Annotated in this window: 14 protein-coding genes and 1 tRNA gene; 6 read left to right on the forward strand and 9 right to left on the reverse strand. The window is 41.2% G+C overall.

Features of this window, described 5'->3' with window-relative positions; all coding sequences use genetic code 11:
- Positions 1–30 precede the first annotated feature (30 nt).
- Positions 31–963 (reverse strand): citrulline utilization hydrolase CtlX, encoded by a 933-nt coding sequence (gene ctlX / locus BM386_RS11095; protein ID WP_244545505.1) that lies wholly within the window; start codon positions 961–963, stop codon positions 31–33.
- The gene (locus tag BM386_RS11100; RefSeq protein WP_139235890.1) at positions 963–1,826 is read right to left on the reverse strand and encodes a hypothetical protein; all 864 of its coding nucleotides are present in this window, start codon (positions 1,824–1,826) and stop codon (positions 963–965) included. The genes ctlX and BM386_RS11100 overlap by 1 nt, the downstream gene beginning before the upstream one ends.
- Positions 1,827–1,943: 117 nt before the next feature.
- On the opposite strand from BM386_RS11100, the gene BM386_RS11105 reads away from it, so the two are divergent.
- Together BM386_RS11105 and BM386_RS11110 are read left to right on the forward strand one after the other, a co-directional pair.
- Positions 1,944–2,366 carry a hypothetical protein gene (locus BM386_RS11105; protein ID WP_091693873.1) on the forward strand — a complete coding sequence of 141 codons (423 nt, stop codon included), beginning with the start codon at positions 1,944–1,946 and terminating at the stop codon, positions 2,364–2,366.
- A gap of 238 nt (positions 2,367–2,604) precedes the next feature.
- Positions 2,605–2,678 (forward strand) — tRNA-Asn (locus BM386_RS11110).
- 229 nt (positions 2,679–2,907) lie between these two features.
- Here BM386_RS11110 and BM386_RS24135 read toward each other — a convergent pair.
- The 3 genes from BM386_RS24135 to BM386_RS11125 form a co-directional block, all read right to left on the reverse strand.
- Complete coding sequence (locus BM386_RS24135) at positions 2,908–3,048, reverse strand: helix-turn-helix domain-containing protein (RefSeq protein ID WP_170857083.1); 141 nt, start codon at positions 3,046–3,048, stop codon at positions 2,908–2,910.
- Between the two features lie 257 nt (positions 3,049–3,305).
- Positions 3,306–3,647, reverse strand: coding sequence for a HepT-like ribonuclease domain-containing protein (locus BM386_RS11120; RefSeq protein ID WP_211482902.1), 342 nt, complete (start codon positions 3,645–3,647; stop codon positions 3,306–3,308).
- Positions 3,644–3,925 carry a nucleotidyltransferase family protein gene (locus tag BM386_RS11125; protein WP_091693879.1) on the reverse strand — a complete coding sequence of 94 codons (282 nt, stop codon included), beginning with the start codon at positions 3,923–3,925 and terminating at the stop codon, positions 3,644–3,646. The genes BM386_RS11120 and BM386_RS11125 overlap by 4 nt, the downstream gene beginning before the upstream one ends.
- 227 nt (positions 3,926–4,152) lie before the next feature.
- On the opposite strand from BM386_RS11125, the gene BM386_RS11130 reads away from it, so the two are divergent.
- The 3 genes from BM386_RS11130 (at position 4,153) to BM386_RS11140 (ending at position 8,522) form a co-directional block, all read left to right on the forward strand.
- On the forward strand, positions 4,153–6,426 hold the full coding sequence (locus BM386_RS11130; RefSeq protein WP_091693881.1) for a glycoside hydrolase family 20 protein: 2,274 nt from the start codon (positions 4,153–4,155) through the stop codon (positions 6,424–6,426).
- A 30-nt stretch (positions 6,427–6,456) separates the two neighbouring features.
- Complete coding sequence (locus BM386_RS11135; protein WP_091693884.1) at positions 6,457–7,617, forward strand: sialidase family protein; 1,161 nt, start codon at positions 6,457–6,459, stop codon at positions 7,615–7,617.
- 131 nt (positions 7,618–7,748) lie between these two features.
- The gene (locus BM386_RS11140) at positions 7,749–8,522 is read left to right on the forward strand and encodes an N-acetylmuramoyl-L-alanine amidase-like domain-containing protein (RefSeq protein WP_244545506.1); all 774 of its coding nucleotides are present in this window, start codon (positions 7,749–7,751) and stop codon (positions 8,520–8,522) included.
- A 43-nt stretch (positions 8,523–8,565) separates the two neighbouring features.
- On the opposite strand, the gene BM386_RS11145 is transcribed toward BM386_RS11140, so the two are convergent.
- On the reverse strand, positions 8,566–9,405 hold the full coding sequence (locus BM386_RS11145) for a cyclase family protein (protein ID WP_091693890.1): 840 nt from the start codon (positions 9,403–9,405) through the stop codon (positions 8,566–8,568).
- Positions 9,406–9,698: 293 nt separating this feature from the next.
- Here BM386_RS11145 and BM386_RS11150 point away from each other — a divergent pair, with 293 nt between their 5' ends.
- A complete protein-coding gene (locus tag BM386_RS11150) occupies positions 9,699–11,027 on the forward strand; it encodes an ammonium transporter (protein WP_091694486.1) in 1,329 nt (442 codons plus the stop codon).
- An 87-nt stretch (positions 11,028–11,114) separates the two neighbouring features.
- Here BM386_RS11150 and BM386_RS11155 read toward each other — a convergent pair whose 3' ends face one another.
- From BM386_RS11155 to BM386_RS11165, 3 genes are all read right to left on the reverse strand, one after another.
- Positions 11,115–11,561: a hypothetical protein gene (locus BM386_RS11155; RefSeq protein ID WP_091693893.1), complete on the reverse strand. Its 447-nt coding sequence runs from the start codon at positions 11,559–11,561 to the stop codon at positions 11,115–11,117.
- Positions 11,562–11,720: 159 nt separating this feature from the next.
- Entirely contained in the window at positions 11,721–12,515 is a 795-nt protein-coding gene (locus BM386_RS11160) for an SDR family NAD(P)-dependent oxidoreductase (RefSeq protein ID WP_091693895.1), read from the reverse strand.
- A gap of 91 nt (positions 12,516–12,606) precedes the next feature.
- On the reverse strand, positions 12,607–12,999 hold the full coding sequence (locus BM386_RS11165) for a DUF1398 domain-containing protein (RefSeq protein ID WP_091693898.1): 393 nt from the start codon (positions 12,997–12,999) through the stop codon (positions 12,607–12,609).
- Positions 13,000–13,177: the final 178 nt, after the last annotated feature.

A 13,177-nucleotide genomic window follows, 5' to 3' on the forward strand; every position in this document is an offset into this window, starting at 1 on the left:
CTCATGGTGGCCAAGATTTATCCAAGTTCACTAAGTTGCCAGAGGCAAAAAGATCTCAGCCATCATACAGCGCGCACTTCCTCCTCCTAGCTTTTCTATCGTAGGAATAGAAGGGCTGATGATGGTTGAGTATTTTTCTATCAATTGAATTTGCCCCACGTTCAGGGAATCCAGCGCAGTTTCAGACATCACCGTGAATTTTTCACCCCCATCATTTCCTACTTCGAGCATATTCCCGGCAAAATTAAACTTTTGCTTTGGCGTGATTGGAACTACCTTTTTACCGGCTTGGGTTAAACTTTTCTGTACGGCCTGCTTTTCAGAAGCTTTGGGAATACTATCCAGACAAACTACAGCCAAGTCAGTACCTATGTGCATCATTACATTCGTATGATAAATAGGTGAAGACACCCCTTGGAACTCTTGCACGGCATGAAAACCAACCACTTTGTAACCGAGTAATTTCCCTAAATAGTCCAGAGGAATGGGATGGGTACGTTCTGAATAACAAGCGTAAATTAGTTTAGCCTGATGATCCATCACCATACTTCCAGTGCCCTCTAAATACTGCCCATCATCTTCGAAAAAACTTAAATCGATAATCTCATTCACCTGAAACTTACGCTTCATCAAATCCTCCACAAAATCCTTCCGCCTTTCCTGTCTTCTCGTCGGGGAATACATAGGATATAAAATCAATCGTCCATCAGCATGGGTGCTAAACCAATTGTTTGGAAAAACTGCATCAGGCTTAACGGGCTCAGCAGTATCCTCCTCCACGATCACTTGAACTCCCTGATCCCTCAGCATGGCAACAAAACCATCAAACTCTTGTTGCGCTAGCCTATTGATTTCAGCAGCTGGTCTATTATCTGATTGTTGATAAAAGTTACTTTCAGCAGTTTCTGGGTTAAAACCAAAATTAGCTGGACGAACCATCAGAAGAGTAGAAGCAGTTTGCATTAAGGTTTTTTAGCGGTGTATTTATAAAGAACGGGATCCACATCGAATCGTTTTTCACTCAGGGTGTAGAACACTCTGCCATCAGGTCCAAATCCTATTGCCTCTCCCTGGGGTTCTGGTGAATAAGGCAATTCAAGTGGAGCTCTACCCATGGCTTGAGCTATACTCTCCCCTTCATTTCTCCGCCAATAGTAAATAGCTAGATAATTCTTCACCAGAATCTGGCTACCATCAGCGGAAATATCAGCCCCGGTAGCGCTAGTAAATGGTAGTTTGATCAATTCCTCTAATTCTACCTCAAGAGTTCCAAATTTCTCAGCTGGTAATCTATAAAGTGTATTTACACTATCCCGCTTGGACACTATGAAAATATCTCCTGAAATGGGGTCAACCATCAGAGATTCCGCATCTCTAGCCCCTCCTGGATATTTTAAAACGGTCTTTTGTGGAACTATACCAATCGTAGAATTACTGTCGTTTGGCTCTGGAACCCGATAAACAACCACTTCATCGTGGACAGCATTGTTGTCGCCGATCTCTCCGACATAAATGTAGGATTTGGAATCTTCACCCGGCCCTACAGCAATATCTTCCCAGTCTCTGTTTTGGGTGTCTAGAAATTCTATTGTACCTAGATTGTTACCCAGCGTATCCAGTAAATAAACTGCGGCCTCTCCTCCGCTATCATTGTGGACGTACATCACACCTGGCAGCACTCGACTCACAGCCAAACCTGAAATCTCATCCAAGCCATTATCTTTTAGTGTGGCGATTGGAACCCCTTCTCCAAAACTAGCAATTGTCTCTTCCTGTGCATTGACACAGGAAAATGAAAAAAATAAAATGATTATTCCTAAAGGCATTTTCATAGGTTGGTTTTAAAGTAAATCTAAAAGTAAAGAAAATGACTTGTAGCCTAGCAATCAAAACTAGCTGAGACAGGTTATTTTTATGTTTAAGGAATAATTGATAGGTAATAAATGGACCCACTACTAAAGAAAATGACCTGGAAAAAGGGCATGAATATCCAAGTCTGGAACTGCCCCACCGACCTTGAGCAATTGATAAATGCTTGGAAAAAAGATGGTTTGATTCTACCTGCCGTAAAGCCAGATTTTCTGCTGGCTTTTGTCCAGTCAGAAGATGAAGTGAAGAATTACTTCACCGAGATGCAGGCTCTTGCTCAGGAAGATGAACAGATTTGGCTAGCCTACCCCAAGGGAACTTCCAAACGCTATAAAGCTAAAATAAACAGAGATTCAGGCTGGAAGTATTTAGGAGAGTTTGATTACGAAGGGGTTCGCCAAGTTGCCATCAATGAAGACTGGTCAGCTCTACGCTTCCGCAATACCAAGTATGTGAAGGTCATGACGCGGAAGTTCAGTGTGAAGGACCAGAAGTAAGATTTACGTTTCCAATTCAAGTTTCTTTTGGTCAAAAAAGAACTCTTCATAGCCTGCTTGCCACATCTTTTGAAAAAAAGCTATAAAAAACTCGAAAATTAAGTCTCTGATTTTGAATACAAAAACTACGTACAATATAAAAACATACAGTTTTTCCTGATTGTAGTTTGGAATAAATGGAATAGCCTCCTACATTTGCATCACCAATTCGGAAGAAGCTCCGAATGAAACACAAAATTCCTCCTTAGCTCAGTTGGTTAGAGCATCTGACTGTTAATCAGAGGGTCCAAGGTTCAAGTCCTTGAGGAGGAGCTTATAATTAGCCACTTACGATTAAAAATTGTAAGTGGCTTTTTTATTTGCAAAAAAATTGCAAAATGTTAAATCATAAGTCGATAAACAGATTTTTAACAACTCATACATTTAAGAATCAATAGGTTATCAGCTACCAATTCTCAAAGCTTCTTGAATTTTCGATTTTCAAATTTCCTTTTCGGATTAAACTTAATTTCATCCGCTAATCTGACTTTGTTTTCAGTTTCTATCCAGTCGGCAATTTCTTTTTTTTGAAAAAGTAAAGTTTACCACCCTTCATATGGTGTGGAACCTGTTTTTTAGACACATAACTATAGATAGTCTGTTTTTTCAGCTCCAGAAGCTCACAAATTCTACTCAGTGTCAATATTCCCTCATTGCTCCCTTTTAAAAACTAGTTTCTTGGATGGATTTTAAAATAAGGTTATTCTGCTCAATGAATTGAGCAATTGCATCTGTTAAGTCTTCAAATTTTAATGGCGAAGCTGATCTCCTCATGCAGATTCAGGTGGTTATGGAGGGCTTACATTTTACTGAACGTTAAAAAGCCACCTACCCTTTTTGGTATAAGCCTCGAGAGCAGGCAATTGTAGCATTCACTCCTAGAGTTTATTGCTACCTACCCTAGGATTCTTTTTCCAAAATATTTCCTATTTGTTGCTTGAGGTTCGGAACTATGTTTTCTACCACAGCCCAGACTGCCCACAAATCAACCCCTATATAATCATGGATCAGCTTATCTCTCATTCCTGCGATCTTTTTCCATTCGATTTCCGGGTATTTAATCCGAAAATCAATGTCCAGTTTTTTAGTAGCTTCTCCGATTATTTCAAAGTTTCTGATTACTGCGTCTTGAATTAGACTGTTCTGCAGAAAGCTTTCCTCATTAAATTCTTTTGTATATTCTTCAATTTTTTGAATACAGGCACTGATATGTTCAAGATAGATTACAGGATCTTTGATCATATAATTCTGATTAAATCTGATTCTATATATGGCTTTAAGGACCTATTAACAGATCTTAATGAAATCAAATCCACCTTAATCCCTAAAAGTTCAGATAGCTCTTGTTCCATACCGATCAGCTCTAGTAGATCCACTTTCATTTCAAAGTCAATGAGAATATCAAGGTCGCTGCTTTCATTTTCTTCCCCACGTGCATAGGAACCGAAAATACCAACTAAGGTAGGACGAACTCTGTGGGTTATCTTCCTAATAATATTTTCTTGTTGTGGAGTAATCATGGTATAAAGTTAGACTTTTTCTTTTTATTGGTATAAGAGTTTTTGTGTAGTACACTTGGCTCCGCGATAGCGATCCTGAGAGGTACTCAACGAAGAGTATCAAGAGCCTTACTTTTTTTTATACCGTTTAAGAATTTTTCTTATCCAATGTTTTGAGCTATTTGAACATCGGTTTCACCTTTTTACAAATCAACTTTACCTTTGATATTCAACTAGAATAAATCGTCTTGAAATATATCGCTTTTTACGCTGCCATCCTTTTGGCATTTGCATCCTGTAACAACCCTGAACCTACTGAAATCTCAATAGTTCCTTACCCATCCCAGATAGAAACAGGAAGGGGCAGCTTTACCCTAAATTCCAGCACTCAGTTAATCGTTCAAGATGAGGGAGAGTTTTCAGCTGAGGTTGAATTTCTTCAAGCCATGATGATACAGGCCCTTGGCGAAAAGCTTTCTAATGAATCCAGGAAAAATGTGGTGGAAATCAGAAAATCCTCAAGCAGTCAAAACCCAGAATCTTATCACTTATCGATCTCTTCAGATAAAGTTCTTTTGGAAGCTGGAACTCCCGAAGGCATATTTTACGGAATGATCACGCTGAGACAATTGCTTCCACCAAGTATGGAATCGGGCGACTCAACTGATGAAATCAAACTCCCTGCATTAACTATTCGGGACCAACCTCTTTATGATTGGCGGGCAATGCACCTAGATGTGTCCAGACACTTTTTCTCCATGGATTATCTCCGGCGATACGTGGACCTTTTGTCTTTGTACAAGCTAAATAAACTTCACCTACACCTGACAGATGACCAGGGCTGGAGAATAGAAATTAAAAAATATCCGGAACTGACAGCGCAAGGCGCATGGAGAACATTCAACGATCAGGATTCTATTTGCATGGACAAAGCAATCGAAGACCCCAGGTTTGCTTTGGAATCAAAACACCTGGAGGAACGCGATGGAAAACTCCAATATGGCGGTTTTTATACTCAAGAGGAGCTTCGGGAGTTGGTGAACTATGCCCAATCAAGACACGTGGAGATCATTCCTGAGATCGATATGCCTGGTCATATGATGGCTGCTATTGCGATATACCCAGAACTTGCCTGCAATGGTGAAGCTGCTTGGGGAGACTTGTTTTCTACCCCACTTTGTCCTGTCAATGAAGAGGTTTATACGTTTGTAGAAAATGTACTGACAGAAGTAATGGACATTTTTCCTTCGAAATACATCCATATCGGAGCCGATGAAGTAGAGAAAAAGACTTGGGAAGAATCTGCCGCTGCCCAGCAATTCATGAAGGAAAACGGCATGCAAAACGTGAATGAGTTGCAATCCTATTTTGTAAACAGAGTTTCTAACTTCCTTCAGCAAAACGGTAAAGAAGTAGTAGTCTGGGACGATGCGATGGCTGGTGGAATTGACTCTGAACTAAAAGTAATGTACTGGAGAAACTGGGTTGCTGAGGTTCCTGACAAAGCTGTTCAGAATGGAAATGAAGTGATTTTAGCCCCTGGAGATCCTTTTTACTTTTCTTCTCCAAACTCCAAGCTCTTCGATATTTACAATAAGCCTTTAGTAGGTTCCAAATTTCCAGAGGAATTAAGACATAAAATAACAGGAATTCAAGCTTGTCTATGGACTGAGACTATTCCTTCCGAAGCGCTTGCTGATGCGATGCTTTTCCCAAATGTACTGGCTCTCGCAGAAAGAGCTTGGTCCAGTGAAGAAGCTCAAGACTGGGATTCTTTTAAAACCCGCCTCCAAAAACAGCTTCCCCGACTTGAACAGCTCGGTGTAAAATACGAGTACAATCCGACTACGAAGCTTATTCCATTTATGAACGTGGACACAGAAGCAAAGCAAATTGGAATCACACTTGAAAGCGAAATCAGCCAACCCACCATCTACTATACCACGGACGGATCTGAGCCAACTCGCGCTTCAAATCTATACAAAGGTGAGTTTTTTGTAAAAGAAAGTGCTTCTATCGTTGCAGCAGTTTTTCAGGATGGAAAAATCACCGAACCTGTTCTTCGCAAGCAAGTGGATTATCATCAGGCTATCGGCAAACCAGTGCAATACCACAAACCTTGGAACAAATCCTATCCAGCAGGAGATGCAGGCAGCATGACGGATGGCTACCGAGGTGGAGAATCCTATAATGACGGTATTTGGCAAGGCTTCACGAATGACTTTGAAGTGACCATAGATATGGGCGAGAAAACTAGGCTAAACGCTATCTCGGCCAGCTTTATGCAAGCAGCAGGACCAGGCGTATTTATGCCAGACTATCTGGAAGTTTCTATATCTGATGATGGTGAAAATTTTGAAACAGCACTGAAAATTGACCATGATATTCCAGTCACTGAAAAGGAAAAAGTGGTTAAAGACTTCAAAGGATCTTTGGAAGGAAAGCAAGCTAGGTACATCAGAGTTTTAGCTCCGAACGTGCAACGAGGGTTTATCTTCGTGGATGAACTGGTGATATATTGATCATTTTTAAAAAGTCATAAACCCAAAACCATGAGATTCTCCTTAGCACTTTTCCTCCTTTTTCATTTCTCCACAGCCTTTGCTCAGGAAACGATTGTTTACCAGGGCGGACAGGAAGGCCATGCAACCTACAGAATCCCAGCAATTATCGACTTGCCTAGCGGCGAACTCTTGGCTTTTGCCGAAGGCAGAGTAAATGGCTCAAATGACTACGGAGACATCAATCTGGTGCTGAAGAGAAGTGAGGATAAGGGCAAAACATGGTCAGCGCTCCAAACGATTGTCGATTACGCCGATTTACAAGCAGGAAACCCAGCTCCGGTTGTAGATCTTCTTGATCCCTCCTATCCAAATGGCGTGGTTTACCTATTTTATAACACCGGCAACAATCATGAATATGATATCCGAATGAATAAGGGAGTTAGGGAGGTATGGATGATTCGGTCGCTTGATCTGGGACATACCTGGGAACAACCCGTGAACATCACCAGCCAAGTTCATAAGCCCGATAATCCTGCATTCAATCCAGCTTATACAAACGCTGAAGATTGGAGACACTATGCAAATACGCCCGGTCATGCATTTCAATTCCAAAGTGGGGACTACAAAGGGAGGATTTATGTAGCTGCAAACCACTCAAAAGGTGATCCTCAGGATGAGTTCAAGGATTATCAAGCGCATGGATTCTTTACTGACGACCATGGCAAAACCTTTAAAATCTCCGAACCCATTAAATTCCCAGGCTCAAACGAATCCATTGCTGCAGAACTTCCGGATGGTCGAATGATCATGAGCACCCGAAACCAACGGGGAGATATTCGCAGCAGAATTCTCGCCTATTCAGAAGATGGAGGCGCTACTTGGTCAGAGCAATACTTCGAGAAAAGCCTACCTGATCCGGTTTGCCAGGGTTCCATTCTTTCTTTTCAAGATGAAACTGGAAATTCTATTCTTGCTCACTCCAACAATGCTGATGAAAATGAGAGAAATAATCTGACCCTAAAAATCAGCAAAGATCAAGGCAAAACTTGGGCAGAATCCATCTTGATTGACCGGAAAGACATCCCCCAAGGCAGAACATGGACGGCATACAGTGATTTGGTTTTGCTCGATCCGCAAACGCTTGGCATTCTCTACGAGCGAGATGATTACAAGGAAATTGTTTTTAAGTGGGTGGAATGGGAGAAGTAGTATCCAATCAAAATCTCCAGAATAACGTAAATCTCAAGTAACCAACAATTAACTCTTTTCATTTGAAACGCTTCATTATACTCATATTTTCTTTACTCCCTCTTTTCACTCAAGCCCAAACCGTTTGCACAATGGAGAGCCGTGAAAAACTGGAAGGCATTTTGGCCATACTAAAGGAAAGCGACTACTCAGAAAAATCTCCGAATGAACTGAATATTGAGATTGGACAGTGGTTCCTGGCGACTCCCTATGTGGAAAAAACGCTGGAACTTTCTGGATCCGAAAAGCTTGTCATCAATACCATTGGTGTTGACTGCACCACTTTTTTGGAAACGGTGGTAACTCTTAGCAGAATTGCCAAATCAGGTTCGGTTTCCTTTGATTCGTTCGAAAAAGAATTGGAGAATCTCCGATACCGAGCAGGAAAAAATCAGGGCTATTCCTCCCGACTTCATTATTTCTCCGATTGGATTTTTGAAAATGAAGCAAAAGGAATTATCACTGATGTCACCCAAGAAATCGGTGGCTCTCCTTATGCCAATGCGCCAACTTTTATGTCTGAAAACCCACAATTCTACAGACAACTGAGCGAAGCTGAGAATCTGGACGCAATCAAAGAAGCGGAAACCAAAATCGCCAAACGAGGATATTTCTACATCCCAAAAGCGGAAATTGCTTCACTGGAAAAGAATATCCAGTCCGGAGACCTGATCGCTATCACCACTTCAATGGATAATCTAGACATAGTCCACACAGGTTTTGCCATAGAGAAAAATGGAAGAATTCACCTGCTTCATGCTTCTTCAAAAAACATGGAAGTGGAGATTTCCGAAAAACCGCTAAGCGAGTACCTAGCTGGAAACAAATCTCAGTCAGGGATTATGGTGGCTAGACTAACAGGATAATAAGTAAATCCTAAGTTCAACTCATTGGATGCCCTTATACTTTCTACTCTAAGACAGTTGCAATGATCCTTAACGGACCTCCACTCCCTCCTTTGATTTTCATGGGAAGTGCAACTATGTAAATGCCAGTCGGGGGAAGTAAATCCAAATTGGCGACATTTTCGAAGCCGGGAATCTGATTTTCCATCAAGCGCTGATGTGCCGCAAAGTCTTTGGATTGCCCATAGTCCAAACTTGGAGTATCCAACCCCACTGCTTTTACATTTCGGGACTTCGCCAGCCACTCAGCAGTTTCGGGTTGAATTCCAGGAAAATGAAGTTCAGGAATAGCTTCAGCGCCTGTTCTGGCAGTTCCGAAATAAGCCTCTCTATCAGGATAAAATTTGCCATATCCAGTGCGAAACAGAACCATTGCCTGCTCTGGAATTTCCCCATGTTCTGCTTCCCAATCCAAAATAGCTACGGAATCGATCAGGTAATCTCTATCCGCTAAAGCCAGCGTACTGACATCTATCATCACTGCTGCTCCGGTCAATTTGGAAAGCGGGAGTTCATCAACCGTTTCTCCCTTTTCATAAAAGTGAATCGGCGCATCCAAGTGCGTACCACCATGTTCGGGAGTTAAAATGGTGTAAGAAGAATAGTAATACCCCAGATCCGTCACGCCTTCTGCATCCACTCTGTGCTGAAATCCATCCGAATTATTAGGCCAGTATAAAGTAGTGGAATCAAATGCATAACTCAGGTCTATCCATTCCAGCTCATGAAAAGAAGCTTTCGGTGCTACTTCCTCAGGTTTCTGCTGTTTACAAGAGAAAAGAGCAATCAGAGCTATAAATAGATGTAGGATCACTATGTTTTTGGTGATTTCAAAAAGCTTCATCTTCCTAATTATTTTGTTACTAGTAAGTTATAAACAGAATTGAGTAAAAGTACATTCCCTTTCATTATTCACACCTAAAAGTACTGCCAAATATCAATCTCGCATTTCTGTATAGGTATTGAATTTACCAAAGTACAAGTCTTAATAAACTGTTTCAGAACACCTTACACTCCATAAAAAGACCTTACTTTTAATCACAAAATTGAGAATTAATGATTTTTTATTCTGAATTTTCTTTCAAACACAGAATAAAAAATTTAATCTATTATTTTTGGCACATGGAAAAAAGTGGAATGAAATTCAAGTGGAAAGTAGCTTTTCTGATTACGATTGCAGCTCCGATTCTGGGGTTATTTTGGCAACAAAGCCAGCCTATTCTTGAGAATTTTGGAACGGAAGAAGATTTGGTATTTGCGGATATCGCCTGGTTGCTAACGGCATCCTGTCTTGTATTATTGATGACTCCGGGCCTTTCCTTGTTTTACGGAGGCATGGTAAACAAGAAAAACCTGATCTCCACGATGCTACAGAGTTTTATTTCCCTAGGCGTGATCACTATGCTTTGGGTGGTGGTAGGTTTTAGCTTGTCTTTCGGAGATCCAATTGGAATCACAATAGACGGCGTGAAATACGGAATTATTGGCAATCCCTTTCAATACTTGTTCTTCAATCAGGTAGCCGAACTGCCGCATAAAGCTTTGGGAAGCTCTATTCCTTTTATTCTTTTCGCACTATTCCAAATGAAATTCGCCGTGATCACTCCGGCGATCATCACAGGTTCATTTGCTGAGCGGGTGAGATTTATCGGTTACCTATTCTTCATCGGGATCTTCTCCATCTTCGTCTATGCCCCACTTTGCCATATGGTCTGGCATCCAAACGGCCTGATCGGAGCGTACTTCGGGGTATTGGACTTTGCCGGAGGAACTGTAGTACATATCAGTGCAGGGATGGCTGCTTTGGCTGGTGCCTTGTTTTTGGGAAAAAGAAATAAACCTCATCACGAACCCTCGAATATCACCTATGTACTCCTGGGAACCGGTATGCTCTGGTTTGGCTGGTTTGGATTCAATGCAGGCTCCTCCTTTGGCGCAAATGCTACCGCAGCTTTAGCCTTCGCTACAACCACCATCAGTTCCGCCACAGCGATGATGACCTGGGTGCTTTTTGATAGAATTCAGGGGAGAAAAATCTCAGCGCTTCAGGCATGTATCGGAGCCGTAGTAGGCTTGGTAGTGATTACTCCAGCGGCAGGATACATCACAGTTCCCGAGAGTTTCTTCTTTGGAGCGGCAGGAGCTATAGTTTCCAATTTGGCTATGAACGCTAAGTTCTTAAAGAGAATAGACGACACATTGGACGTCTTCGCCTGTCATGGAATCGGGGGAATTATGGGCATGATCCTTACGGCAATTTTTGCTGGCAAGGAAGGCTCCAGCTTACTTCACGGAGGTATTGGAGTATTCGCCTCACATATGTTGGTTTTGGTAGGCGTATGTATTTTCTCCTTTGCCATGGCATATGCGATTTTCTTTATCCTAAATAAATTCGTTACACTCCGGGTACGCGAGGAATACGAAGAGGTAGGATTGGATATATCCCAGCACGGGGAGACGATTTAAATAGTAGCGTAAAAATTCGGTATATCTTTTAAACAAATCAGCCGCTTTTGGAAACAAGAGCGGCTGATTTATTAAGGACAGGAAGCGTCACTTCACTATTTCCTTTTTCATGGCAAGCCCAACAATTGGTCCCAATAACACAGCCGGGACGATAGCAATAATTCCACCACTTATTAAAATGCTCCATGTAAGATCAGGCAAAGAAGCCAATAGAATAATAAAAACACAAGGAGTTGACCAACAGATCAACAGGCTTTTGATTCCTACATAAGCCCCATTTTGCCCTTGAATGATAGCGAGAACAGACTGTGGCCCAATGAAATACGCTATCGAAAGTGAGCAAAAGATTAGCAGCCCAATCATTAATAGTTGAATAGGTTCAATGGCAAAGCCAATTGCTAACCCGCTACTGCTTTCTCCAATTGTTCCCACCATAATTAAGATCAGCAGGACGATTGCGATAATGGCCACAATACCTGTAATCAGCAGATTCTTAATAAGTAAAAGTTTCGAATTCCTATTAACCGTCTCCATTATCTAAGTTTTTTGTTGTCCTAAAAAGTGAATATAACCAACTTGGAAACTACTGTCAATTTCTAGCTTGGCTAAAATCCTTAAGCTGATCACGCTATTCCTCAGAAACTGTGAGCCCTAGTTTAGCCAGAAGTTTAGAGCATTATACACTGTTCCATTTCACACTTCCGGTTTTGGACTTTTTGAAATGATGATTCTCATCAATCCGGGGAACCATCGTTGAATCCAAACAAAAGCTTTACCATGCCCCGTAAAGACATAGGTCCTTTTTCGTTTCAAAATAGCGCTCACCATTACTTTCGCAGCTTTAGCTGTAGGCCACATGAGATTTGATGGTCGTGGATCTGCACGCTCAGGATGCCAAACGCCATCATTGTCCATTCTGGCAATTTCTGAAACCACAAACCCAGGATGCATCGTAGTGCAACTCACACCTGTACCCATTAATTCAACCTGCAAAGTCTGACCAATGGAATGTACAGCAGCTTTTGAAGCCCCATATGCACCCAAATTAGGATTGGGAAGATATGCACCCACACTTCCGACCAATCCGATCATACCCTTATTTTCCTTTAAATGAGGCAAAGCGTATTTCACCGTCAAGGCTAAGCCCATAACATTCCCTTGTAATTGTCTATTCCAATCCTTGGCTGTAAGCGTATCTATGCTTCCAAAAACGCCAAAACCAGCATTGGCTACAACCACATCCATACGGCCCCAGGTAGAAATAATTTGCTGGACCGCAATATCAAGAGCGCTTTCATCCGTCACATCACAGGGTACCACCAATGCTGCCCCACCTAACTGATTGATCTCGTTTGCCACCTTATCTAATAGTTTTTTGCGCCTGGAGGAGAGCGCAACTTTATATCCTAATCCAGCCCATTCAAAAGCCATTGCTTTGCCGATGCCAGACGAAGCACCCGTTATCCAAACTACTTTGTCTTTTATCATATTTTTGGATTTTCTACGAACAGTTTTAGCCTATCTGAAATAAAGCTGCATAACACACTGGGAACCAGTTTCGGAGATATTATACACCCTATTAAACAGAGGGAACATTTTCTATTAGTACTTCATTTGCAGCCTTGTCATAATAGGTACAGGTCATCCTATCTAGATTTACAATCCATTTTTCAATTCCCGTTTCAGCACAATGGTGGCAAAACGTAAAGTAATCAGTTTCACCTTTTTGATGGATTTTTAAATATTGACTGAATTTTTCTCCGTCACTATAGTTTGCTATTTCAATTTCTTGATACTTGGGATTAGACTTGGTTTGAAAATCATTTTTCCCGAAATACTTAGTATGGCTATCTGTAACCCATGTTTCAAATGAGACAACACCCATTTCTTTAATCTCCTGAATATATTCTGGAAATTCGGCTCCCGACTTGACTTTGCTGTGGGCCAATTCAATTTGTTCTACTGTAAACATCTTTTCAGTTATTACTTTCTATATGGTAAAATTAAATGGGCGCAAAGACTTGTATGCTCAACTCAAGCTATCAACTTCATTGATATTTAAATTCTATACTGGTAGTCTAGGATTACTTAGATTAAAGTAATCATTTGACAGTTTAAGTTATACGATATCAGGAATTATAATTTTGGCA

It is taken from the genome of Algoriphagus locisalis (assembly GCF_900116615.1).
GTDB lineage: Bacteria > Bacteroidota > Bacteroidia > Cytophagales > Cyclobacteriaceae > Algoriphagus > Algoriphagus locisalis.